This is a genomic window from Gammaproteobacteria bacterium, from assembly GCA_013214945.1.
Taxonomy (GTDB): Bacteria; Pseudomonadota; Gammaproteobacteria; order Enterobacterales; family Psychrobiaceae; genus Psychrobium.
Genome location: JABSRT010000003.1, coordinates 190331 through 215386 on the forward strand (window position 1 = coordinate 190331; position 25056 = coordinate 215386).

Genomic DNA, 25056 nt, shown 5'->3' on the forward strand with positions numbered 1-25056 from the left:
AGTCGACTTGAAGTAGTAGCATAGACTGTATCATTAAATCATCATCGATAACGAGGAAACTAAGATGTGGGATCAACGATATAGTACGCCTGAATATGCTTACGGAACCAAAGCGAACGACTTTTTAGTCGAAAACGTCACAACTATCCCTAAAGGTAAGGTGTTAAGTTTGGCTGAAGGTGAAGGGCGCAATGCGGTGTTTCTTGCGCAGCAGGGATACACAGTGACAGCGGTTGATGGATCTTTGGCCGGGATTGAAAAAGCGAAAAAGCTCGCAAAAATCAACAAGGTTGAAATTGAGTTTATTCATGCCGATTTAAATGACTATGAGCTTGGTGAAAATAAGTGGGACGCCATCATATCGATATTCTTTCCTTTGGCTTCAGCTCAACGCAGTAAACTCTATCAAAAAGTTGCCCGCGGATTAAAGACTAATGGGGTGTTTTTACTCGAAGCCTATACGCCTAAGCAAGTGGGTTTGGGTACTGGGGGCGGTAACTCTGTCGCCGTTATGCAATCGAAGCAATCATTAACCAATGAGCTTAAAGGCTTAGACTTTATCCATTTGGCTGAGATTGAGCGCAATGTGGTTGAGGGAATATACCATACGGGAGTTGGGGCGGTTATTCAGGCTATTGCTCAAAAGAACGAGCACAAGATGTTGGTAATTAAGCCACAATCTTAATTGTGGTCTTGGTCTATTATCGCTTAAACTGCCACTGGTTAATTCAACATTTTTGTTGATAGAAATGAAAGGCTAGTTGATTCGGGATGACTGGCCGCGTTATTGAACCAATATCAGCTCGGTAAGCCGGGCATTAAGATTTAAATAAGTCATCTTTATGGCAGGAAAAATTACAGGGAAAATGAGTGAAAGATTTAACGAGCAATAACAATTTTCATGATCAAAGCTTCAATGGATTAAAATTTGGGCAACAGAGACTTGCAGGCAAAGAGTTTTATGATTGTATCTTTAAGTCATGTGACTTTAGCGCCGCTGTTTTTTATAATTGTGAATTTAATAATTGCCAATTCATCGACTGTAATCTCAATAATTTAGAGGTCAATAACGTTAAGTTTTCGGACGTTGAGTTTATCGACTGTAAAGTTATTGGGGTCAACTGGACAATGGCATACTGGCGAGGATTAGCCCTTAGTTCACCGTTAACATTTAACCAATGCATGATTGATTCTTGTTCTTTTTATGGCTTAAATTTAGAGAAAATAGTCATTGCCGGCTGTCGCGCACATGATGTTGATTTTAGAGAAGCCAATTTGAAAGGGGCCAATTTTTCTGATACTGACTTAAGCCATAGCTTATTTAATAATACCAACCTTAGCGCTGCAAATTTCAATCAAGCTAAAAATTACAACATTAATATCAAGAATAATACGGTTAAAAATGCCAGTTTTTGCCGCTATGAAGCGGTAAATTTGTTAACTTCGTTGGGTATTAACTTGATCGACTAACCTGTCACAACTTGCTAAGGTTAGCTAACCTTAGCGGTTAAATTTAACTTCAACCCCAATTCAAGATACCAAGGAAATTAGGTGCTTAAATCAATTCATCATGCAGCAATAATTTGTTCCGATTACCAAGTGTCGAAGCACTTTTACGTGTCAATTCTTGGGCTGGAGCTTATTGCTGAAAACTATCGAGCAGAGCGCGACTCATTTAAGCTTGATTTGAAATTACCCAATGGCGGTCAGGTCGAGTTGTTCTCTTTTACTAACTCACCGCAAAGACCCAGTTTCCCAGAAGCGTTAGGTTTGCGGCATTTGGCCTTTAATGTTGATAGTGTTGAAGCGGTTAGCGACTATCTCATGTCAAAAGGTATCGAGGTTGAACCGATTAGGGTTGACGAATACACCAATAAAAAATTTACATTTTTTAGTGATCCTGACGGGCTACCATTAGAACTATATGAGCAATAATTAAGATAAAAACTTATTTAACTAAAGATTAACTTAACTGTAAAAATAGTGACTAACGGGAGTATAAATGATTACTGGCAGTTGCCTGTGCGGCAAAGTGAAATATGAAATCTCAGGACAAGTTGGCGATATAGTGCATTGCCATTGCAAAACATGCCGCAAAGCCCATGGCGCTGCATTTTCAAGTGTCGCTGCGGTTAAAGATATTGATTTTAAACTCTTTGGTAACAAGGCGCTAAGTTCATTCGAATCATCGGCTGGTAAAGTACGTTATTTTTGTGCCGGATGTGGCACGCAAATTTATGCCAAACGTCAAGCAACCGAACATATAATCTTGCGTTTAGGTTCACTCGATAGCGACCTAACAAGCAAAGAAAAGAACCATATTTGGGTCTCGCAAAAGGCCAGTTGGTATTTAATCAATAGTGATTTACCTCAGTGTGACGAATTTGAGTAAAGCTCATAGTTTGTCGTAGAACGCTGTATATTTTTGGAGAATTAAGTGGTCATTTGGCCTGCGATTATAAAATTAACGGACGACGACGAGTTACTCTATATTGCTGATCTCGCTCAATGGCATAGTGACGAAGATTTGCACTTTATAGGCTATGAACAACTGGACATGTTGATTGATAGCGCAGGGGCAATTCATTACCTTGATAAATGTAATAGTGATCGCTCACTACCTAATCCGACTGGAGAGTACATTGAGTTAGCGCGAGCAATTGACTTGGTTAAAGCTCACTTTTCATCGGTTGGTGCATGTTGCGCGGCTAAAATAACCGCGCGCTCTGTCGCCGACTTGGTTGATTGGGTTGGCCTTGATAACGACGCGTAAGCTACTTGTAACGATTGAATGTTATTAGCTCTAAAGACTTTCAGGCGTAATAATTTCAAAAGGTATGGTTCTTTGAATCGTAAACTCATTTGAATCTTGTTTAATGACGTCAATCATCGTTTTAACCAATAAATCGGACATCGGTGCCAGCGGATGGATCAACGTGGCGGTCACGATGCCAGCAGACAAATCTTGCAAGGTTTCTGGTCCGCTATCTCTGCAGATAAGCAGGATTTTTTTACGTCTTTTTTCGGGAATTTCGCGTAGCGCGCGAACCACACCCGAGATGCCGCCACCGAAAATTAAAATGCCAATTAAATCATCGGTGGTTGCTAGCAATTGTTTAACCATCTTATAAGCTTGCTCAGGGTTTTCATCGGTCGGGCGGCTATCTTCCACGGTAAATTGAGGTGCATTTTCGCGGATATATGAGCGAAAACTCGCATCAGACACATCCTGACATTGGTAACGATGACTGCCAATAAACACCGCGATACGCCCTGAGTTATTAACCATTTTTGTGATTAAATATGCTGCTGTTCTGCCTAGTTTCCAATTATCTGTGCCGACAAATGCGGCTCGTTCCGGCGCTGATTGGTCGGTTATATAAGCGACTACCGGCTTCTCCATTGCGGCTACTTCGCTAATGGCTTGACTAATTACTGGGTGATCGGGCGCAATAAGAGAAACAGCATCGCACTTTGTCGCCAGTGCTTTTAAATGATAGGCGAAATTTTCCGGAGTCAGCTCATCAACAAACTCAACTATCGGTTCAATAATTTCATCGCGGCGTCGATGGCACGCTTTAACTATTTCTCGATTAATTAATTGATAGAGTGGGCGAGTCGATTGCTGCAGCAAAAAACCTAAGCGGTAGATCGGCGCCGCTTCGCGCACACGATATTCAATAGCACCCAAGCCATAAAAACCAATTTCTTCTGCTGCACTTTGCACACGTTGCATGGTGGCGTTGCGAACATTTTTCTGTCCACCTAATAAACGATTAACTGTTGATACTGAAACACCTGCCGCTTCAGCTAAGTCGGTAATTGTTGGTCTTTTCATCTTCAAAACTCTTTACTATTTATGTCATATTGAATGATACGTAATGATACGAAAACAACTATCTGTTGCTTTTAGTATTTCATATTTCGATTCGTTTGTGTATTTTTTATACCGAACTTAGAGAATCTTCCGATTAGGTAGGTTTAATTATTTATATTGATGGAGAGGTAAATAACAATGAAAAAAACGTATCGTTCCCTATTAAAACTAGCTGTTGCAGTCTTTGCTACTTGTGCCACCACAACCGTTATGTCGGCCAATATTTTTGTCGTGGGAGGCAAACCTGATGACCCTTTTTGGTCTACCGTGAAACGTGGTGCTGAGGCCGCGGGACTCGTTGCAGAATCTCAAGGAGGATCTGTTACTTGGCTTGCCCCACAAAACTACGACAATTTAGGTATTGATGCTGCTGAATTGATCCGCCAAGCAATATCACAAGATGCCGACGCTATTGTGGGACCAAACTGGTTACCTGATGCGATGGATCCTGCTTTCAAAGCGGTTGTTGATGCCGGCATTCCACTGATCATCTATAACGCAGGCGGTTTGAAAGCGGCTGATCACTTAGGCGCGATGAACTACGTTGGCAGTGATGATTACAAGGCGGGAGTTGCCGCGGGTGAATATTTTTCTGCACATGACAAAAATAACCTGGTTTGTGTCAACACCTTGCCGGGCGCTGCCAATATCGAGGCGAACTGTAAAGGTATGATTGATGGTATTACCGCTAAAGGCGGTGTTGGGGCAACCTTACCATTACCAGCCACATCTTTTGGTAGCTCAACAGCGGTAGCGCAGGCCGTGAAAGCTTACCTTTTACGCCATCCAAAAGTGACGGGCATTTACACCATCGGCAACCTTGATGCTAACTCTTCAATCAACGGCATTATGCAGGCAGGAAAGGCTGGCAAAGTTGAAGTTGGCGGTTTAAATATGGATGCAACTGTGCTCGCTAACATTAAGTCTGGCAAGCAACTTTTTGCGATAGACCAGCAAGGCTATCAGCAAGGTTTCCTCGCCGTTTCTATTCTTAACAGCTTCGTTAATTATGGTTTAACTGTACCAACTCGAGAAATATTGACCGGTCCGGGCATTATTGACGCTAAAAATGTTGATTTAACGATGCTTGGCGTCAAAAAAGGTATGCGCTAATTAGTGCTTAAAGCATTGATGATTTATTCCTAAAGCGCTTGGTTGCACCCAGCGAGTGGCTTGGTGCAACCCTTTGCATAATTTATTGAGGATAATTAATGAGTACTCAAAGTTGTTCGACAGAAAATAGCAGTTTACTGCCTTCTTTTGGGCGGTTGGTCAGACGCCCTGAAGCGGGGTCGTTTATTGGTATGCTAGCCGTATTTCTGTTTTTTGTTTTTGCCGCGGGTGAGATATTTGTATCGCCGGCTGGTTTTTCCAGTTGGCTCAATATTGCCGCTGAGATAGGCATTGTTGCTCTGCCCATCGGTTTGTTAATGATTGCTGGAGAGTTAGATCTGTCAATAGGTGCTGTGATCCCAGCCTCTTCGTTAATGGTTGCCACAATCTCTGGACATTTCGGCTTGCCCGAAGGTGTCGGGATTATTGCCGCATTAAGCATGGGGCTATTGATTGGTTTTATTAATGGCTGGCTGGTGCTCAAGACTGAGCTGCCATCTTTGATCGTTACTATAGGCATGATGTTTTCTGTGATGGGCTTAACGCTTGGTTTGTCTGTTTTAATTACAGGTTCAACCAGTGCGTCAATAACACCTAGTGAGTTATCGCAATTTTTACTTGGTCAGTTTATTGGTGGAATGTTTCAGGTGACAATCTTGTGGTGGTTTGCTGCCATTATTGTCTTTGGTTACATTCTGCATGTATCACGCATTGGCAATTGGATTTTTGCACTTGGCGGCGATCGAGTCAGTGCTCGAAATGCGGGTATTCCGACCGAAAAATTAACCATTTCGCTCTTTATGATGAGCAGTTTAGCAGCATCTTTTGTTGGAATTTCTCAGGCGATGGTTTATCAAAGTGCCCAAGTGGCAGGGGGTCAAGCATTCATCTTTAACTCAATCATGTGCGTAGTTATAGGCGGGGTTGTACTCACTGGTGGCTTTGGCTCAGTGATTGGTGTGGTCTTTGGTACCATCACCTTCGCAATAGTCAATCAGGGGATTTACTTCACTGATCTGGATCCTAATATGGGCAGTATCATTATCGGTGCGCTTCTATTGATTGCTGTCGTTAGTAACGACACTTTCCGCAAGATGGCTCTTAATTATTCTAATAAGAAAAAAAGTTGAGGCAGTGTGATGAAAACATTAAATTTTACAAGTTTCATACAGAAACCTGCCGCAGGATCAGTTATTAGCTTTGTCGCTGTCATTGTCTTTTATGTCATCTTTGGTGGCGTTGAGTTAAGTAACTTATTTGGCGCGGCCAGTTGGGTTAATTTTGCCGCTAATCTTGGTTTGATAGCTTTGCCTGTTGGTTTGTTGATGATTGCTGGTGAGTTAGATATATCGATAGGCGCGATGATCCCAGCGGGATCGATGACGATTGCTGTTACATCTGGCCATTATGGATTACCGATTGAAGTTGGCATTTTCGCCACACTTGCGGTCGGGGTCATTGTCGGTTTAATTAACGGCATACTAACGGTACGGACATCAGTGCCTTCGCTGATTGTGACTTTGGGTACCCTAGTTGCGATGCAGGGTATTGTGTTGAGCGCCTCGGTATTATTGACCGGTAATGCAAGTGTGTCACTTGCTGCGCCAGACTGGGCAAAAGCGACGTTTGGTCAGCTGTTAGGTGGAAGCTACCAAATCATTATTGTTTGGTGGTTAGCGCTATCGCTACTTTATTACGTCGTAATGCACCACACGCGGATTGGCAATTGGATTTTTGCCATGGGTGGAGATAAGGAAAGTGCGAGAAACGCGGGCATTCCTACTCAAGGTTTAACTATTTGGTTATTTGTACTCTCGTCAACCAGTGCGGCATTTGTTGGTATGTGTGGTGCAATCTTGTTTAATTCTGCTCAAGTTTCTGGCGGTATGCTCTATATCTTTAACACGATAGTAGCCATTGTTGTTGGTGGCGTGATCCTTACTGGAGGGTTTGGTTCTGTATTAGGTATTTGTCTTGGCACACTCACTTTTGCAGTCGTTAGCCAAGGAATTTATTTCACTGATATAGATAGAAATTGGTCGAGTCTGATCATTGGCGTGATGTTACTCGTTGCGGTGATGATGAATAACCTCTTTAGAAAAATGGCGCTAATGAGCGCACCAAAACTCAAATTAACCAGCGAGGATAAATCATGACAACCCCTGTATTGGAATTACGTAACGTCAATAAATCGTTTGGGCCTATCGATGTTCTGCACGATATTTCTCTTAAAGTGAGAGCCGGTGAGGTGTTATGTTTACTCGGTGATAACGGCGCCGGTAAATCGACCTTAATCAAAACATTGGCAGGTGTTCACAAACAAACGTCAGGACAAATACTGATGGACGGTGAAGAACTCATTTTTGACCGTCCAAAAGATGCGGCTGATCGCGGTATTTCCACCGTGCATCAATTCGGTGGCACTTTTCCCTTAATGAGCATCGGGCGATCTTTTTTTGTTGGTGTTGAACCGGTTAAAAAGTTCGGGCCATTTTCATTTTTTGATCGCAAGACAGCCAACGAAACGGCGGTAAAAGCCGTGAGAGAGTTTGGGATCACCAGAATTGATGATGGCGATCGCTTGATTGGTGGCCTATCGGGGGGCGAGCGTCAATCTTTGGCAATCGCACGAGCTGTGCATTTTGGTGCCAGAGTTTTAATTCTCGATGAACCGACCGCAGCATTGGGCGTTAAAGAAGCCGCGCACGTACTTCGCATTGTTTTTGAAGCACGTAAACGTGGGTTAGCTATTATTTTCATTACCCACCAAGTGATGCATGCAATGACCGTAGGCGATCACTTTGCCGTGCTTATTCGCGGGGCATTGGCGGCTGATTTCAGAAAAGGTGAAAAAACCCGTGAAGAAATCACCGATCTTATGGCTGGTGGTGAGGCAATGGCTGATCTAGAAAGCGAGATTAAAAGCTACCAACAATCGAATGACGAACCTCAAATCAAGGTGGCTCAGTAACAAATTAATCCGCCACTGGTTCAGTGGCGGATTAACCCTAGATCTATAAATGATGAGAGGCCAATGAAATATCCTTGGCGCCTCTCCTACACCGATATCTATTTGTGGTGAACTTACCTGACGCTAATGACATTGGCTATGCTGTATTAAAGTGTTGCCATTTGAACAGCAAGTCGCCGTAAATCCTGCCATGTTGCACAAGTCTGCTTTATCAAAAATTAACATTTTAAATTAGTTGTGAAGCTAACTACATTTAAGATGAACATAGCCAATGGCATTACGTTGCTACCTTTGTTTAGCGCTCTGAGCAGCACTCGGCAATAGCTTCTCGGTAATTGCTCCTGCATTGCCTAATTACGCTCGTCCATGGCTTAAAACACCTATTCAATGAACCCAACGCTTAAATAGCTGATAACTAAATCGCTGAGAGTTAAGGCGCGATGAACCACGTTGGCGCTGTTATTTATTTCGATTGCTGATGCACTTTTTATACGTCGCATATGCTGCATCACGGCGCCGCTAATATCTGCTTTTCACTTAACGTTCGAATGATTTATTGGCTGGTTGATTTTTGATACCTAAATGGCTGTCACCTCAGCTATGTCAGCGATTGGCGAGCTTGTTGTCTTCTAAACCCCTTATTATTCATATCATTATGAGTGATATTAAATGACACGAAAACAACTATATGTTGCTTTTTGTGTTTCATCTTTAGATTCATTTGTGTATTTTTTAATCCGTAGTCACAAGGGGAGGGATGTTGTTGAAGACGACCCTCGTGTCCGGTGACGCAAAAATAAGAGTTAAAAACTAACGCATTAAAACAATTGCATTAAAACAATTGCATTAAAACAATGGAGTATGCCCAATGAAAATATCCTTAGATCCTTACATGCATCGTCATTTATCGCTCGAAAAACTACCGTCTAAGGTTGCAGAGCTAGGTTATGACTGGATGGAACTTAGCCCTCGAGGTGATTTTTTAGAATGGTTCAAAGCGCCCCGCGTTTATCCGGATCGGATCAAGAAATTCAAAAAAGCGCTGTCAGATTCTAATGTCGGTATTTCTTCGTTATTACCGATGTATCGCTGGGCATCTAATGATGAAGAAGAACGTCAAGCGGCGGTAAAACACTGGAAACGTGCAATTGAGATTGCCGTTGAAATGGGCGTTGACACCATGAACTCAGAATTTGGTCGTGGTCCCCATCCTGACAAAGGTGGCTGTTATTGCTGCCATACAGGCTCGTTGCTTGAAACTTGCGAAGACGCTTGGTGGCGCTCGATGGATGAACTAGTGCCTATTTTAGAACGTGAAGGCATTAATCTTAATATTGAACCGCATCCGGAAGATTGGGTAGAAACGTTACAGCCGTCGGTCGATTTAATCCGAACGGTTAACTCTAACAACGTTAAATTTCTTTATTGCACCCCACACACCTTTTATTTCGGCGATGACACCGTAGCCATGTTACGTGAGTGCGCCGATGTTTTAGCGCACGTTCATATTGCTGATACGTTTAATCACAAGGGCAGTTCTGGCTTGCGTTACATCGTTAACCCACCGGGTTCAACGGCGCGAGTACACCAGCATTTAAACATTGGACAGGGCGAAGTGCCTTGGGATGATTTTTACCGCACGCTTGGCGAAATTGGTTTTGACGGCATCATGACCGGTTGTGTGTTTGCGTGGGAAGAAAAAGCTGACGAAAGTGGCATTTTCATGCGCAACGAAATGCAGCGCTATGTTGATAAATATCTTAAGTAATAAGGACTGAACATGACTTTAAGAGTTGGAGTTATTGGCACGGGCATGATTGGTAAAGATCATATTCGCCGGTTAACACAGGTATTAAGCGGGGTAGAGGTTGTTGCAGTTCATGATATTGACCAGCAATCTGCTGCCGATGCCGCGCCACAGGGGGCATCAGTTTTTGACTCTTTTGAGCAGCTTATCTGGTCAAAGCAGGTCGACGCTGTCGTTATATGTTCATGGGGCGGCGCGCATGAAGCGCAATTACTTGAGTGTATTGCGGCCGGTAAGCCGGTTTTTTGTGAGAAGCCGATGGTGATTTCACAAGAAGCAGCAATTAAGGTAATTAATGCGGAAGTCGCTCACGGTAAACGCTTAATTCAAGTTGGCTTTATGCGCCGTTTCGACGCTGATTATCGTCGCTTGAAACAAGTGATCGATGGCGGCAGTTTAGGTGCGCCGCTGATGTACCACTCGGTACATCGTAACGGTAGCGTGCCAGAAGGGCTGTATACCTCAGACATGCCGTTAAATGACACCTTGGTGCACGACGCTGATATTTCACGCTGGTTATTATCAGACGAAATTACGGGAGTTGAAGTACGCAGTCCGCGCCGCTCTACACGTGGTAACGAGCTGCGCGACCCAACCATCGTGCTGTTGCATATGACCAGTGGCGCGATTGTCGATGTCGAAATTTCAGTCAACATTTCTTACGGTTATGACATTCGTGGTGAAGTGAGTTGTGAGCGTGGCGTTGCTGCATTACCAAACCGTCCGGCAACGGTGATTTCAGATCAACATGGTATTAGACAGCAGATCCCGACTGATTGGCGCGAACGCTTTATTGAAGCTTACGATCAAGAGTTTAGAGAATGGATCACTGCCGCAGCAGCGGGTGGCGCAACAGGGCCAAGCGCATGGGACGGTTATGTATCAACCTCAACGGCAGACGCAGCATTACGCGCCGCCGCTAATGGTACTTACGAGTCACTTAACCTGATTGAAAAGCCAAAATTGTACTAACCGCTCGCTTAAATGAAGGTTAGTAATAACAAAATAGCGCAGCTAACTCGCTAAATGAGTTAGCAGATGCGGCTAATAAAACGATTAAACAAATGAATAACAGCATCAGAATAATTGAGTGCTTGCTAATAAAATGCATTGTGCTTTCTCGTTGCTGTTGGGTGAATTATTAAATAAGGATTTAAACATGAAGTTGTCTATTTGTACGGATGTTATGGGCGATCTGCCATTTATTGAGATGCTCGATAAGTGTGTTGAGTTAGGCGTTGAAGGCGTTGAAATGACTGGCGGCGGTTGGTCTAGTGCGCCGCACTTTCGCGCCGATGAATTACTGGCAGACCGCGGCTTGCTAAGAGGTAAGCTGGCAGAGATAGAGGCGAGAGGCCTTAAAATTGCGGCGCTTAATTGCTCGGCAAATCCACTCGATCCCGGTGATATGGGCAAACGCCATCTTAAAGAAATGCAAGACACGATTCGTTTAGCCGGTGAAATTGGGGTTAACAAAATTGTCGCTATGTCTGGGCTACCTGAGGCGGCTCCGGGAGATATGGTGCCGAACTGGTTAGTTTACACCAAAAGTTGGCCGCAAGAGATGCCAGAGCGAGACCGTTATCAATGGGACGATCGCGCATTTCCACTGTGGCATGACTTAGTAAAACTTGCGACTGAAGTTGGGGTTGAAAAATATGCGCTGGAAAATTTCTCAGCGATGTTGGTCTGGAATCCAGAAACCTTATTCCGTTTACGTGACGAAGTAGGCCCAATGGTTGGCATGAATTTAGATCCTAGCCATTTATTTTGGAAAGGTGCATGTCCCATTGCTGCTGCTCGCGCATTAGGTGATGCAATTCACCATGTTCATGGCAAGGATACGCGTATCGAGCGCGGACTGGCTGATATTAACGGCTTGCTCGAACTGCGTGAAGTCACCGATGTTAAAAATCGCAGCTGGAACTATGTTGCGGTTGGCGCTGGGCACGATGTGCAATGGTGGAAAGAGTTTTTCTCTGTCGTGGGTATGACGGGATATAACGACTGGGTTTCGCTAGAAATGGAAGACTTTACGATGTCGACCGAAGCTGGAATACAGTCATCAATTGATGCGCTACAAGCCTCTATCATTCGCTGATAGCCGCTTTATTTATCAACAGCACAAAGGAAGTTAATTATGCGGTTAGGACTCGTGGGTTACGGTGTGGGAGGGCGGTATTTTCATGCCCCCTTTATTATGGCAGCAGCAGGTGTTGAGCTGGTTGGCATTGTCGCAAGAGCTGAAAAAACGATTGCGACGATTAGGGAAGATTTCCCCGATGTTCCTATTTATGCCAGTTTAAGTGACATGCTTGCGGCTGGGGTTGATATCGTCACTATTACCACCCCGCCACAAACGCGTAAAGCGTTGGTGCTGGAAGCGGCAAGCGCTGGCGTGCATGTGATCGCTGATAAGCCTTTTGCACCAGATGCTCAAGGTGGTCGTGAGTTAGACCAAGCAGCGGCTGACGCTGGTATTACGCTGGGTGTTTTTCATAATCGGCGTTACGACACTGATATCAAAACGCTAAAAAAGCTGATTGATACTGATCGGCTGGGAAAAATTTGGCGGGTTGATTCACGGATGGAGTTTGATGATCCAAGCACGATTGAAGCTGGTGAATCTGGTGGCTTGTTACGCGATCTTGGCAGCCATTTAATTGATCAAATGCTGTGGTTGCTTGGGCCAGTACAGTCGGTGAGTGCGCAACTTGATTATGTCGAGTTACCGCAGGGAAATACAGTAGCAGGTTTTACTATAACCCTTATTCATAGCAGTGGTGTTCACTCTCATTTATCGGCGAGCAAGCTCAATTATATTGAGCAGCGAGAGCTTCGAGTTTACGCCGATCACGGCAGCTACGTTTCAAATTATACCGATGTGCAAGCTCAGGCTATTTTTTGTGGCATGAAACCCGCTGCTAATCCCGCAAGCTGGGGTTACGAACTTGAGCAAAACTGGGGCACGTTAGCCACGGCCGCAGGCAAAGAAAAAATCCCTTCGGCGCAAGGGTGTTATCACGACTATTATAGCCAATTTGCAGCCGCAGTAAAAAGTGGTGACAAACCGCCTGTAACCGCGGTTGAGGCAGTAGCAACATTAGCCGTTATTGATGCTGCTTACCTCAGCGCAAAAACCGCTCAAACAATTGAACTGTAATTCCATAAGTAAGTAATAAATAAACCAATCAAATAACAACAAAATTATAAGGATTTTTATTATGTTAAACGGTGAACGCAAAATTAGTCGTCCTTTACGCTGGGGCATGGTCGGTGGCGGTCGTACGGGGCAGGTCGGTTATAAACATCGCTCTGGCGCATTACGCGATAATACGGCTTATAAATTAGTTGCGGCGGCTTTTGATTTGGACGCTCAGCGCGGCAAAGAATTTGGGATTGAGCTAGGCATGGACAGTGAACGCCTTTACCCTGATTACCAAACGCTACTTAGCGCAGAGGCTAATCGCGATGATGGCGTTGAAGTGATATCTATTGCGACGCCTAACTTCACTCACTTTGAAATTACCATGGCGGCGCTTGAATGTGGCATTCATGTTATTTGTGAAAAGCCGCTATTTTTCACCGTCGAAGAATGTCTCGAAGTGGAAAAGCTCGCTAACCAAAAAGGGTTAATTGTTGGGGTGACTTACGGGTTTTCTGGTCATCCGTTGGTTCATCAAATGGCTGCGATGGTTAAAAAGGGCATGTTGGGCGATATTCGGATTGTTGATTTGCAATATACCCATGGGTTTAATGCCGGTGATGATGTTGATGCGCCGGAAGCAATGCGATGGCGCACCAACCCTGCTACTTCGGGCCCAACCTTTGTGTTAGGTGATATCGGTACCCACCTTTATTACCTATCTGAATTAGTGGTGCCTGAGCTTAAGGTTAAAAAACTGTTGTGCGATCGCCAAGCGTTTATTAAGTCGCGTGCGCCGCTTGAAGACAACGCCTATGTCATCTCTCATTATGATACTGGCGCAGTTAGCCGCCTGTGGGTATCGTCAGTTAATGCTGGCAACATGGGCAGTCAGCGTTATCGCTTTGTTGGTACTAAAGCGTCGGTGGAATGGTCAGACGCTCATCCTGATCAGCTGGCCTATGAAATTCAAGGTCAGCCGCCGCAAATATTGCATCATGGCATGCCTTATCTTGAAGCCGAAAGCCTTGCTTGCGATCGAATGGGGGCATTGCACACCGAAGGGTTGGCTGATAGCTGGGCCAATATGTATCTGTGGATAGCTCAAGCGATTGATGCCAAGAACCGAGGTGACGACGCTTTCCTTAAAACGCATCACTATCCGGGGATTAAAGCGGGAACCGAGGGCGTTCGCTGGCTGGAAAATTGTGTGCGCTCAGCGGATAACGGCTCTGTGTGGGTTGATTTCGAATAGGCGAATAGGGCGAGTAAGTTATTAGCCGCGCCTTGCAAGCACTCGCTTGTTTGGTGCAGCTATAAGGCCCTATAGCTGCAATCGTGGTCATTAGTTACTCAGCGATTGCAGCATTACAAATTAGGACAATAACGATGAGCATAAAAATTACCAGCGCGCCATGTTGCTGGGGGGTCGATGATCCTAAAAACCCACATTTACCACCATGGCAGCGCGTATTAGAAGAAGCTGCTACTGCCGGTTATAAAGGCATTGAGTTAGGGCCATATGGTTATTTACCGCTTGATCCTGAGGTTGTTAGCCAAGCACTAACCAAACACGATATTCAAATTGTCGCAGGCACGATTTTTGATAATTTGGTTGATCCAAAAAACCTAGATAACTTGCTGCAACAAACCCGAGATATTTGTGCGTTGCTAACCCAATTACCGCCGTTGCCGCTCGATCCTGACAAATCCCAAGCGCCACCTTATTTAGTGATTATCGATTGGGGCCACCCCGAACGAGACAAGTGTGCTGGTCGACCTGAGCAAGCGCCGCGTTTATCGCCTAAGTTGTGGCAACAGATGATCGCGCATATAAAAGTAATCGCCACCTTAGCTTGGCAAGAGTTTGGGGTACGCGCGGTTATTCATCCACATGCTGGTGGTTACATTGAATATGCCGACGAAATTCGTCAGCTTGCTAAAGATATACCGCACAATATCGCCGGCCTGTGTTTAGATACGGGTCATCTTTATTACTCTAAGATGGATCCTGAGGCGTGGTTAGTTGAGTTTGCTTCGCGCTTAGATTATATCCATTTCAAAGATATCGACTTGGTTAAGTATCAACAGGCGATGGACAATCAACTGGCATTTTTTGACGCCGTTGCCACGGGGGTGATGTGCCCGATTGGTCAGGGTGTTATTAACTACCGGGCTATTCACACCATATTGGATGAGATTAACTATCGTGGTTATATCACCGTTGAGCAAGAGCGTGACCCGCGCGATGTTGAAACTAGTTTGCAAGATGTCACCCAAAGTCGCCGTTTTCTGAGCAGTGTTGGCTTTGGTTAGAAGCTCTCGGTTAAAAGCTTTTGTTTGCGGCATCTCCGATAAAGTCATTTTTAGTCCTGAATTTTTGTCTGCCGCGAGTAATCTGCAATTTAATATCATCGAGCAAGTAACAGCTATACTTATCAAGCATTTATTTGATAAGTGAAGAATACAAGTTGATAAATAAAATTATTAAAGGCTTTTTAATACTTGCTGGCGTATTATTTTTGTTAGTTAATCCGGTTATTTCAGTCATATTCTTTGCGTTAGCTTATTTCATATAAAACTACTGACCGACCGCTTAATATCCTAGATGTTTAAAAAAACAGCTAGGTAAAAAATGCTTTGAGAATAAGATTTAGCTGGCGTTAGTTGTTCCCGTCGATAGGGCGGTGTTACTATTGCACTACACTTTTTAAGATTTGAGTATCACAAACAATGAATGAATTAGAAATAACCGACGTCGTTATCGGTGATGGTAAAGCAGCGGTTAAAGGGGCATTAATTACCACTCAATATCGCGGTTTTTTACAAGATGGCACCCAGTTTGATTCATCTTATGATCGCGGTAAGGCGTTTCAGTGTGTTATCGGTACTGGACGCGTTATTAAGGGTTGGGACCAAGGCTTAATGGGCATGAAAGTTGGCGGCAAGCGTAAGTTGTTTGTGCCTGCTCATCTGGCTTATGGTGAACGACAAATTGGTAAGATTATCAGCCCAAATTCAGATTTAAGTTTTGAAATAGAACTATTAGAAGTGCTAACCCGCGACGATTAATCGCGGTTTAATAAAAAGATTGGTTAATGTTTTACCTTAACGATACGGCGATAACCAATCTTTTATCTTGTTCAACTTTTTTTGCTCAGATTATCTTGCTCAGAATATCTTGTTCATATTATCAAGTACCGAACGCTAGTTAATGCCACTTATTGTTCGCGCCCGATCTCAGACGTTGTTTAGACAGATCCTAATACCAATCACCCAAGAACAAGTTAGCCCAATTGTGCTGATGCTGACATTACATCCAGTAACTTATTTAATCCATCACCCATTTCATCGGGTGAATCCCCACAAAAACCAAGAATAAAGCCATTGTAGTTAAGCTTGCGGATTGTTGAGTCCGACAGTGCGACTAACGCTAATCCTGCCTCTTTTGCCCGTAGGGATATTTCAACATCGCTGAGGCCTTGGTTAAGATGAAATACGAGCTGCATACCCGCAGGATGATCTTGGACTTGGCCATAGCGGCTAAACTTTTGATTGAGTTCATCGACCAGAAACTTTCTTCGTTCGCTGTATATTTTTCTAATCCGCCTGAGATGACGATAATAATCACCATCATCGATAAATTGCGCCAGTGCTTGCTGGGGCATTAATCCGGCCTTTAAGCCATAGTTGTCCATGGTTTGGCGGATGGGATCGACTAATGCACGGGGCACGATAAGATAACCCAGTCTTAAGGTGTTAGAAAATACCTTTGAAAAGCTCCCAATGTATAGGGTTCGATTTAAATTGTCTAAAGCCGCCATGGCAGGAATAGGGCGGCCAGCATAGCGAAACTCGCTATCGTAATCGTCTTCAATGATCCAACCGTTGTTGTCATTTGCCCAATGAATAAACTCCCTGCGTCGTTGCGGCGACATCACCCCACCGAGCGGGTATTGATGTGACGGGGTAAGCACCACCATACGTGGATTTTCTTGTGGGTTAGGTAATTGAGCACCCTGTTGATCAATATCTAAAAATACCGGACCCAACCCTTGATTGGTGACAATACGCGTAATTGGTACGTAGCCAGGATCTTCTATGCCAACAAACTCACCTGTTTTACCCAGAGTACGAAAGCAGATAGTTAACGCGTCAGTTGCGCCTGCTGTCACGATAATTTGGTGTGGCGACACCTCAAACCCGCGCCATTGCTTAACATAATTTGCTATCGCTTGGCGTAGGGGCAAATTACCAAAAGTGCCTGCGCCCGTTAACATGGCTTGCGGGTTGGTTCTGCATACTCTGGCCATGGTTTTAGCCCAATGGCGATACGGGAAAAGGCGCATGTCAGGTTGGCTTGGCGCAAGCGGAATTAGCGGTGGGACTGATTCTACTGTAGGCACATTATCTGTCACTATTGCCTCAGTAACTACTACCTCCGTCACTATTTCCTCGGTAATTATTGCCGAACTCAGCTCAACCGAGCCAGTTGCGCAGAGTGTATAACCGGCACCTTGATGTCCTTTTAAATAGCCTTCTGAGACGAGTTGCTCGTAGGCCGTTACTACGGTTGAGCGAGACACGTTAATTTGTTCTGCTAATACGCGTGTGGCAGGTAAGGTCGACCCTAGCTTTAAAACACCAGTGTGAGCTTGTTTTCGGACTGCCTGACATATTTGTTCAAAGATAGCAGTCTTGCGGGATCGGTCGATCGCCAGCAGCAAGTCAGATGTATTAATCATATTGTATTAACCATATTGCACTACCTAAATTGGTATGCTCATTTGTTACATAATTGGATCTTATAAAAGTACCAGCAACATAGCAAACTCGGCCATAACAAGTAAGGATTTATGCCATTTTGGCACTAACGACAGCCATATTAAGTATGATTGCGAGGACAAAAGATGTTTCAACCACCAATTTTTCGTGAAGAGCGGGTCGAGATTTTACAGCAAATGATTCAGGCACACCCGTTTGCAACTTTGATTACTATGCAACAAGGCCAGATAGTTGCCGATCATATTCCGTTGCTGATTGATCCTAACTTATCAACTCAGGGAACTCTGCGTGGCCACATCGCACGGGGCAACCCCATCGCAAGAAAGCTCGACCAAACCATTGAGGTACTGGTGACGTTTAACGGACCGCATCACTACATTACTCCGTCTTGGTATCAATCGAAAAAAGAGCATGGCAAAGTGGTGCCAACTTACAATTATATTGTGGTTCATGCGCGGGGTAAGATTAAGCTTCATCAAGATAGCAACTGGCTGCTTGAACATTTGAACGAGTTAACCAATCGACATGAAAAAGGTCGCCAAGATCCTTGGACAATATCTGATGCGCCCGAGGACTTTATTGCCAATCAACTGCGGGGTATCACTGGCATTGAAATTGAAATAACCAGCTTACAGGGCACTTGGAAAGTAAGCCAAAACAAGACGGCAGCTGATAATAATGGGGTTTGTAGCGGGCTGAAATCACAATCAGGCCAAGCGGCGCATGCGATGGCTGTTTGTGTCGATGCACGCCAAAATAAGCAAGGGTAGTATCTGCGTGTTAGTCTCTACATTACCGCTGTAATCGTTGAGATTGAGCCCACGTAAAATTGTGCTAATGTGTACTTAATGTTGTAGTTAAGCTCAGCAACCATGATAAAAATCGCTAACAGGTTTATAGCTTTAAATCTGTTAATAACAGAGTTTCGGTTGGTTAATGATTAAAGTTTTATGCCTGCTTATTATAAGTGTGAGGAGAATACGACCATCATTGAGATTAAAGAGCAATCACAGCTGATGCGTTTGCGCCGACTTGCGCTGGCCGCGCAAGGTTTGTTGCATGCTCAGCCATATGGGCGAGGCTTGGCGGGTGCTCGCCAAGCGATAAACCACCTAGGTTATGTCCAAATAGACACGATATCTGTGGTGGAACGAGCGCATCATCATGTTTTCCACTCCAGAGTCCCCAAATTTACCCCTGCAATGACGAATCAATTATTGCTCGATGGCGATATTTTTGAATATTGGGCACATGCGGCGGCTTTTTTACCTATTACTGATTTTCGCTTTTCTTTACCTTATAAACACGCAATTAAAAGTGGCCAAACCCATTGGTATAAAACCAGTGATCGCAAGTTGATGGCTGAGCTGTTGGCGCGTATTAGGCTTGATGGTCCGCTACGCTCTCGAGATGTTGAAACAAACACCATCAAAGGCGCTGGCTGGTGGGACTGGAAGCCGGCCAAAAAGGCGCTCGAACAACTCTATATGGAAGGCGACCTTATGGTTTGTAGTCGCGCAGGTTTTCAAAAAACATATGACTTAACCGAGCGTGTGTTGCCAACTGGCGTCAATTATCAAATGCCCAGCATGCAAGAGTTTGCCACGCACCTTGTTGATCAACAGTTACGCTGTCATGGACTTGTATCACTAAAGGGACTGACCTATTTACGCCGAAATTCGCAGCTTCGCCATGCCGTTAAAGTATTGATTAACGAAAGGTTGGCGCAGGGCGATTTAGAGCAAGTACAGCTGAGCAGCGGCGAGGTATTTATTTTGGCAACGGGGGCGCTTGAGCATCAGTTGCCCCGCTTAAACAACCGATTGTTAATTCTTTCGCCATTTGACAACAGTGTCATTCAGCGCGAGCGGCTTAAGGCCTTGTTTCAATATGACTATCAGATCGAGTGTTATGTGCCAGCGGCCAAGCGTCAGTATGGTTATTTTTGTTTGCCACTACTTTTTCGTGGCCAATTTATTGGCCGGATGGATTGCAAAGCCCATCGTAAAATCAGCCAGTTGGAAATAAGATCATTGCATTTTGAACCAAACACATTTAAACAAGACCAGTTTGAACCGGATCAGTTTGATGTCGAGCGAGTTCTTGCAGCCTTGGCTGTGGCCATTACTGATTTTTGCGTGTTTGTGCAATGCGACTCAGTGATTGTGAGTCAAGTTACTCCCAAACAGTTAACCGAAGATGTGCGGCGCGCGCTAAAAGCGCTTGGCTGACATGTTCTGACAAAGCTATAATGGCGCTGATGAACATTATTAGGTAAATACAATTGATACAAGATCGCGCTAACCAAATGGTTATTTTCGATACGCTGGTGCAAACAGGCAGCTTTACCAGCGCTGCCCATAGTTTAGGTGTCTCGGTTTCTCATGTTAGCAAACAGCTGAAATGTTTAGAGCAAGGCTTGAATGTAAAATTAGTGCAGCGTTCAACCCGCAGTTTTATTTTAACGGATGCCGGACAACAGTTTGCCCTTTACTGCGCTAAAGTGGTCAATCAGGTTGAAGAAGCTGAAACCATGATGGCCAATTTGCAACAACAGGTCTCGGGCACGTTGCGGCTTGGCGTGTCGCAATCTTTCGGTACGCTACATATCATTCCGGCGATTGAACAATTTCGTCAGCAGTACCCACAGCTACGTGTTGAAGTGAGTTTGTTCGACCATACTGCCAATATGATTGAAGAAGGATTAGACCTGTGGTTAACCAATATTGAAAATTTGCCCGATGGTTATGTCGCGCAGCGCCTAACCGCGACTAATTTTGTGGTTGCTGCAGCGCCAGAGTATTTAATTAAGCACGCGGCGCCAACCAAACCGCAAGATCTTGAGCAGCACAATTGTTTAATCTATAAAAACCGCGAGCGAAATTATAGCAGCTGGGCCTTTAAAAATGGTGAGCAAGAGATAGCTGTTAACGTTAATGGCGATTACCGGGTTGATCTGGCCGAAGCCATTCGCGACGCCGCGATATCGGGTTGGGGCATTGCCTATTTAGCCACTTATTTGATAACCGATGAGTTTAAAACGGGTAAGTTAATTCAGTTACTGCCACAATGGCAGGCCAGCCAGGTGATGCGTTTTTATGCGGTTTATCCTAGTCGTAAGCACCTGCCTAAGAAAACGAGTGTCGCGATTAAATTTTTCAAAGCCTACCTGGGTGAACCTGCTTATTGGGATAAGGCGTTAGTCTCACAAATTAAAATATAACTACTTATCTTTATCTGAAGAATGATTATTTCCATATGGAAATAATCGTTCTTCAGCTCACTAATAACTCCTTTAAAAACACCAACCTAAACGACAGCGATCTAACGCTGTTGACGCACCGCAACAATCAGTTAACTTGTGGCGGTTGCTGTCATAAAACGGGGTCATTACAATGCGCGCCTTTAATACTTTATAATATACAGGTTCGCTTCATGACATCTATATTTGGCATCATCGCCATTTTATTTACGGCATTTATTTGCTCTAAAGACCGACGCAATATTCCAGTGCGTACTGTTGTTGGCGCTTTTGCGTTGCAAATTGGTTTTGCGTTATTAGTTTTGTACGTACCTGCTGGTAAAGAAGCGCTCAACAGTTTTAGCGGTGGCGTTTCTAATGTCATTAATTATGGCCAAGAAGGCATTAATTTCTTATTCGGCGGCTTAACCGCTGGTGGTTTTGTTTTTGCGATTAATGTGCTGTGTACTATCATCTTTTTCTCAGCCCTAATCTCGGGGTTATACCATATCGGTTTAATGCCTAAAGTCATTAACGTTATTGGTGGTTTTTTACAAAAATTATTGGGCACCGGTCGTGCCGAATCACTGTCTGCTACCGCCAATATTTTTGTCGGACTAGTGGAAGCGCCATTAGTTGTAAAACCCTATCTTAAAGGCATGAGTGATTCACAATTCTTTGCGGTAATGACTTGTGGTTTAGCCTCGGTTGCTGGTGGTACCTTGGTTGGTTATTCGATGTTAGGTGTTGATATGCAATTTTTAATTGCCGCTTCATTCATGTCGGCACCTGCTGGTTTGTTGATGGCAAAATTATTATTTCCGCCGTCGCTTGATGATAACAACGACGAAGCAAGCTCAACGGTAGAAATGCCACGCGCGACTAACGTGGTTGAAGCTTTGGCCGATGGTGCAATTTCTGGATTAAAACTTGCTGTTACCATTGGTGCTACCTTGCTTGCTTTTGTCAGTGTTATTGCTTTGCTTAATGGCATGTTAGGCGGTATTGGTAACTGGTTTGGTATTGCGCTTAGCTTCGAGCTAATTCTTGGATACGCCTTTGCGCCAGTCGCTTGGTTAATTGGTGTACCGTGGCATGAAGCGATAACTGCTGGTGCATTGATTGGCAATAAAATTATGGTCAATGAGTTTGTTGCATTCATCAACTTAATGGAAGTTAAAGATCAGTTAAGTGAACATTCAATTGCGATCATTACTTTTGCGTTATGTGGTTTTGCTAATATTAGTACCATGGCGATATTGATTGGTGGTTTAGGCAGTATGGTGCCGGAGCGTCGTGAGTTTATTTCTCGCCACGGTTTTAGAGCGATCTTTGCTGGCGTGTTAGCGAACCTAATGAGCGCCGCGATTGCTGGACTGATATTGAGTCTGTAATGCCGTGTTAGCGCAGTGCTAGTAACTCAGTTTTAAAAGCTCCTTCGGGAGCTTTTTTGTTGTCGGGCCATGAATATTTATTCAATGCGTTAATTGTTGAAAGTCTGGTGCAACTCAATTATATTTTTCACTATGAAAATTTGGACTGAGAGCGTTAATGATTAAGGCATATTTGTTTGATTGGGGCGACACGTTAATGGTCGATTTTCCTAATGCGACAGGAAAAATGTGTGACTGGCATAAGGTTGAAGCAGTTAATGGGGCGCAAGAAGCCTTAACACTGTTGGTTCAAGACACCCCAATTTATATCGCGACCGGCGCGGCTGACTCAACTGAGTTAGAGATTAAATTAGCCTTTGAGCGGGTTGGTTTAAGCCAGTACATTGCGGGTTATTTTTGTCAGGCTAATGTGGGTTGCTCCAAAGGCAGTTCTGAATTTCTTGAAACTATCCTAAGCAAACTTAAGCTGCCGGCGATAAATGTCGTCATGGTTGGTGATAATTATGACAAAGACATTAAACCTGCGCTAGCGGTTGGCATTAAACCCATATGGCTAACCTCGGATAAAGCTGGGCTTAACTCACGACCAATTTCAGGTGATGTGCGAGTTATTAATCGATTAAGTGCATTGTTGCAATAATATGACTCTTATTAGTTAAGATTAGTTGAGGTTCGTTTTAGTAACGACAAGAGATCATTTAAGTACTGGGGTTGGTATAGCCTAAGATGATGAAGCAGAAAGATATGCTAATAACGCGACTTAAGAGTGACCTTAAGCGTGTAAGTACCCTTGAAAAAGCGCGAGCAAGTCGCCGCTATTTCCCAAGCTCAACTAATTGCATTGGCGCTACGGCGACCGACATCACAATGATCATTGCCAACTTTCAATCGCAATACTCAAGCCTAAGTGCCGATGACTATCTTTGTTTAACTCAGGATTTACTCAGCCAAGCCCAGTTTAGTGAAGAGGTTTTGTTGGCCTTTGGCTTAATTAATAAATTTGTTAAGAAAAATTACGATGATGACTTATTACTACGCTTTGAATTCTGGCTAGAAAACTATGCCAGCAACTGGTCACATGTTGATGATTTGTGCATCAAAACAATTTACCAATTTTTGATGGCACGGCCGTATTTGATCGAGCAAACTCAACACTGGGCACATTCAAATGTGTCGTGGTGCCGCCGGGCGAGCAATGTGGTATGGGTGAAGTTTATTGCTAGAAAAATAGGTCAATCGACGTATTATTTAGATAAAGAACTGGTGTTTAAAAATTGTGACTTACTGATTACAGATGATGATAACTATGTTCAAAAAAGTGTTGGATGGCTGCTTAAAGTCACTTCAGTACAACATCAGGGCGCTGTTATTGAGTATATTCAGCGTAATTGTCATCAAATGGAACGTGCAACAATCAGGTATGCTATTGAAAAAATGGATTCTGATACGCGGCAATGGTTGCTAGCGGCCACCAAATGATGCAATTGAACTTGTCTTAATACAGGCAAATAGTTCATGTCTAATTCGATAAATGTCATTAATTTAAGAAGGATTAATTATGTCGCGTAACGAAAAAATAAATTATGTTGAATTTCCCGCCCAAAATATTGCGGCGACCAAGCAGTTTTTCGAACAAGCTTTTGGCTGGACGTTTGAGGACTTTGGCCCTGATTACACCGCGTTTACCGATCAAGGAATTGACGGTGGTTTTTATCGTTCAGATCTTACCGCGACAACCGCTCAAGGTACGGCGTTATTAGTGCTGTTAAGTAACAATTTAGCGCAAACTCAAACCAATGTGGAAGCGGCAGGTGGCAAGATTTTGCAGGAAATTTTTTCGTTTCCTGGCGGTCGTCGTTTTCATTTTATTGAACCCAGTGGTAATGAGCTGGCGGTGTGGCAAAAAGACCGCAGCTAACACTAATTGCAATGCACTTGTCGTTGCTGATACTTGGTTCGGGGTATATATTGTTGATGTTAGTATTTTACGGAGCCAGTTGTTTGACTGGCTGACTTATGGCGGGTTTGATCTTCGTGAGTCATCGTGATGTCACCGTTGAACTGTCGGGAGTTATTATGAATGCTATAAATCATCGAGTTGGGATCAACGCTTCACCTGAAAAAATATATCAAGCATTAACAACCGATGCTGGGTTGTCGTCATGGTGGACTAATGACATTTCTGGCGCAGGTGACGTCGGTTCAATTATTGAGTTTCGTTTTAACGGCGGCGGGCCTGACTTTTCAGTGATTGAACTTATCCCAAATAAAATCGTGCGCTGGCAACATCACGGAAATATACCTGAGGCCTGGATGGGCACTGAAATATTATTTCAATTGCAGGTTGAAGATAAGCAGACCTTTGTCAGGTTTAGCCACACAAACTGGCAGGAAACGTCAGACTTTATGGCCCATTGCAGCACGAAGTGGGCCGTCTTCTTACTTAGTCTTAAAGACGCCCTAGAAACCGACCGCGGCCGACCATTTCCTGACGATATACCAATAGACCATAACTGAGTTTTAAATAGTTATTGTTGGAAATGGCATCGTGGTCATCAATAGGTGTAATACGAAGCAAAAGTGTCTTTTAGATCGTTATGAATTAGTAACGATATTCCTTTCTAGTGGGCTATAATCAAGCGTAATAAATTGGTGGGTCAATAGATGCTAGTCTTTCGATGTTGATTCGCTGTATCAAGCGTTGTAAGTCATAAGATTTATAG

Annotated in this window: 26 protein-coding genes; 24 read left to right on the forward strand and 2 right to left on the reverse strand. The window is 43.9% G+C overall.

Features of this window, described 5'->3' with window-relative positions; genetic code table 11:
- Positions 1 to 64: 64 nt before the first annotated feature.
- The 5 genes from HRU23_02890 to HRU23_02910 all read left to right on the forward strand — a co-directional run bounded on the left by HRU23_02890 (position 65) and on the right by HRU23_02910 (position 2773).
- Positions 65 to 685: a class I SAM-dependent methyltransferase gene (locus HRU23_02890; GenBank protein ID NRA53069.1), complete on the forward strand. Its 621-nt coding sequence runs from the start codon at positions 65 to 67 to the stop codon at positions 683 to 685.
- 185 nt (positions 686 to 870) lie between these two features.
- Positions 871 to 1470 carry a pentapeptide repeat-containing protein gene (locus HRU23_02895; GenBank protein NRA53070.1) on the forward strand — a complete coding sequence of 200 codons (600 nt, stop codon included), beginning with the start codon at positions 871 to 873 and terminating at the stop codon, positions 1468 to 1470.
- Positions 1471 to 1551: 81 nt separating this feature from the next.
- Positions 1552 to 1935 (forward strand): VOC family protein, encoded by a 384-nt coding sequence (locus HRU23_02900; GenBank protein ID NRA53071.1) that lies wholly within the window; start codon positions 1552 to 1554, stop codon positions 1933 to 1935.
- A 67-nt stretch (positions 1936 to 2002) separates the two neighbouring features.
- Positions 2003 to 2392, forward strand: a complete 390-nt coding sequence (locus HRU23_02905; GenBank protein NRA53072.1) for a GFA family protein — start codon at positions 2003 to 2005, stop codon at positions 2390 to 2392.
- 45 nt (positions 2393 to 2437) lie between these two features.
- The gene (locus HRU23_02910) at positions 2438 to 2773 is read left to right on the forward strand and encodes a hypothetical protein (protein NRA53073.1); all 336 of its coding nucleotides are present in this window, start codon (positions 2438 to 2440) and stop codon (positions 2771 to 2773) included.
- A 30-nt stretch (positions 2774 to 2803) separates the two neighbouring features.
- Here HRU23_02910 and HRU23_02915 read toward each other — a convergent pair whose 3' ends face one another.
- Positions 2804 to 3838: a substrate-binding domain-containing protein gene (locus HRU23_02915; GenBank protein ID NRA53074.1), complete on the reverse strand. Its 1035-nt coding sequence runs from the start codon at positions 3836 to 3838 to the stop codon at positions 2804 to 2806.
- A 177-nt stretch (positions 3839 to 4015) separates the two neighbouring features.
- Here HRU23_02915 and HRU23_02920 point away from each other — a divergent pair, with 177 nt between their 5' ends.
- The 11 genes from HRU23_02920 to HRU23_02970 all read left to right on the forward strand — a co-directional run bounded on the left by HRU23_02920 (position 4016) and on the right by HRU23_02970 (position 15985).
- A complete protein-coding gene (locus tag HRU23_02920) occupies positions 4016 to 4990 on the forward strand; it encodes a sugar ABC transporter substrate-binding protein (protein ID NRA53075.1) in 975 nt (324 codons plus the stop codon).
- Positions 4991 to 5088: 98 nt separating this feature from the next.
- On the forward strand, positions 5089 to 6120 hold the full coding sequence (locus HRU23_02925) for an ABC transporter permease (GenBank protein NRA53076.1): 1032 nt from the start codon (positions 5089 to 5091) through the stop codon (positions 6118 to 6120).
- Positions 6121 to 6129: 9 nt separating this feature from the next.
- On the forward strand, positions 6130 to 7146 hold the full coding sequence (locus tag HRU23_02930) for an ABC transporter permease (GenBank protein ID NRA53077.1): 1017 nt from the start codon (positions 6130 to 6132) through the stop codon (positions 7144 to 7146).
- Positions 7143 to 7961 carry a sugar ABC transporter ATP-binding protein gene (locus tag HRU23_02935; GenBank protein ID NRA53078.1) on the forward strand — a complete coding sequence of 273 codons (819 nt, stop codon included), beginning with the start codon at positions 7143 to 7145 and terminating at the stop codon, positions 7959 to 7961. Before HRU23_02930 ends, HRU23_02935 begins: the two co-directional genes overlap by 4 nt.
- 868 nt (positions 7962 to 8829) lie before the next feature.
- The gene (locus HRU23_02940) at positions 8830 to 9729 is read left to right on the forward strand and encodes a sugar phosphate isomerase/epimerase (GenBank protein ID NRA53079.1); all 900 of its coding nucleotides are present in this window, start codon (positions 8830 to 8832) and stop codon (positions 9727 to 9729) included.
- A 12-nt stretch (positions 9730 to 9741) separates the two neighbouring features.
- Positions 9742 to 10740: a Gfo/Idh/MocA family oxidoreductase gene (locus tag HRU23_02945; protein ID NRA53080.1), complete on the forward strand. Its 999-nt coding sequence runs from the start codon at positions 9742 to 9744 to the stop codon at positions 10738 to 10740.
- Between the two features lie 187 nt (positions 10741 to 10927).
- The gene (locus tag HRU23_02950) at positions 10928 to 11869 is read left to right on the forward strand and encodes a sugar phosphate isomerase/epimerase (GenBank protein ID NRA53081.1); all 942 of its coding nucleotides are present in this window, start codon (positions 10928 to 10930) and stop codon (positions 11867 to 11869) included.
- Positions 11870 to 11908: 39 nt separating this feature from the next.
- Complete coding sequence (locus HRU23_02955) at positions 11909 to 12931, forward strand: Gfo/Idh/MocA family oxidoreductase (GenBank protein NRA53082.1); 1023 nt, start codon at positions 11909 to 11911, stop codon at positions 12929 to 12931.
- 61 nt (positions 12932 to 12992) lie between these two features.
- Complete coding sequence (locus HRU23_02960; GenBank protein NRA53083.1) at positions 12993 to 14168, forward strand: Gfo/Idh/MocA family oxidoreductase; 1176 nt, start codon at positions 12993 to 12995, stop codon at positions 14166 to 14168.
- Between the two features lie 134 nt (positions 14169 to 14302).
- Positions 14303 to 15229 (forward strand): TIM barrel protein, encoded by a 927-nt coding sequence (locus HRU23_02965; protein ID NRA53084.1) that lies wholly within the window; start codon positions 14303 to 14305, stop codon positions 15227 to 15229.
- 417 nt (positions 15230 to 15646) lie between these two features.
- The gene (locus HRU23_02970) at positions 15647 to 15985 is read left to right on the forward strand and encodes an FKBP-type peptidyl-prolyl cis-trans isomerase (protein NRA53085.1); all 339 of its coding nucleotides are present in this window, start codon (positions 15647 to 15649) and stop codon (positions 15983 to 15985) included.
- Between the two features lie 215 nt (positions 15986 to 16200).
- On the opposite strand, the gene HRU23_02975 is transcribed toward HRU23_02970, so the two are convergent.
- The gene (locus HRU23_02975; GenBank protein NRA53086.1) at positions 16201 to 17658 is read right to left on the reverse strand and encodes a PLP-dependent aminotransferase family protein; all 1458 of its coding nucleotides are present in this window, start codon (positions 17656 to 17658) and stop codon (positions 16201 to 16203) included.
- 165 nt (positions 17659 to 17823) lie between these two features.
- On the opposite strand from HRU23_02975, the gene HRU23_02980 reads away from it, so the two are divergent.
- From HRU23_02980 to HRU23_03015, 8 genes are all read left to right on the forward strand, one after another.
- Positions 17824 to 18468 carry an FMN-binding negative transcriptional regulator gene (locus HRU23_02980; protein ID NRA53087.1) on the forward strand — a complete coding sequence of 215 codons (645 nt, stop codon included), beginning with the start codon at positions 17824 to 17826 and terminating at the stop codon, positions 18466 to 18468.
- A 216-nt stretch (positions 18469 to 18684) separates the two neighbouring features.
- Complete coding sequence (locus HRU23_02985; protein ID NRA53088.1) at positions 18685 to 19929, forward strand: winged helix-turn-helix domain-containing protein; 1245 nt, start codon at positions 18685 to 18687, stop codon at positions 19927 to 19929.
- 53 nt (positions 19930 to 19982) lie between these two features.
- Entirely contained in the window at positions 19983 to 20921 is a 939-nt protein-coding gene (locus HRU23_02990) for a LysR family transcriptional regulator (GenBank protein ID NRA53089.1), read from the forward strand.
- Between the two features lie 212 nt (positions 20922 to 21133).
- A complete protein-coding gene (locus HRU23_02995) occupies positions 21134 to 22333 on the forward strand; it encodes a NupC/NupG family nucleoside CNT transporter (protein NRA53090.1) in 1200 nt (399 codons plus the stop codon).
- 157 nt (positions 22334 to 22490) lie between these two features.
- Positions 22491 to 22973 carry an HAD family hydrolase gene (locus HRU23_03000; GenBank protein NRA53091.1) on the forward strand — a complete coding sequence of 161 codons (483 nt, stop codon included), beginning with the start codon at positions 22491 to 22493 and terminating at the stop codon, positions 22971 to 22973.
- Positions 22974 to 23062: 89 nt separating this feature from the next.
- Entirely contained in the window at positions 23063 to 23812 is a 750-nt protein-coding gene (locus HRU23_03005; protein NRA53092.1) for a DNA alkylation repair protein, read from the forward strand.
- Between the two features lie 79 nt (positions 23813 to 23891).
- A complete protein-coding gene (locus HRU23_03010; GenBank protein ID NRA53093.1) occupies positions 23892 to 24251 on the forward strand; it encodes a VOC family protein in 360 nt (119 codons plus the stop codon).
- Between the two features lie 158 nt (positions 24252 to 24409).
- Positions 24410 to 24850: an SRPBCC domain-containing protein gene (locus HRU23_03015; protein NRA53094.1), complete on the forward strand. Its 441-nt coding sequence runs from the start codon at positions 24410 to 24412 to the stop codon at positions 24848 to 24850.
- Positions 24851 to 25056: the final 206 nt, after the last annotated feature.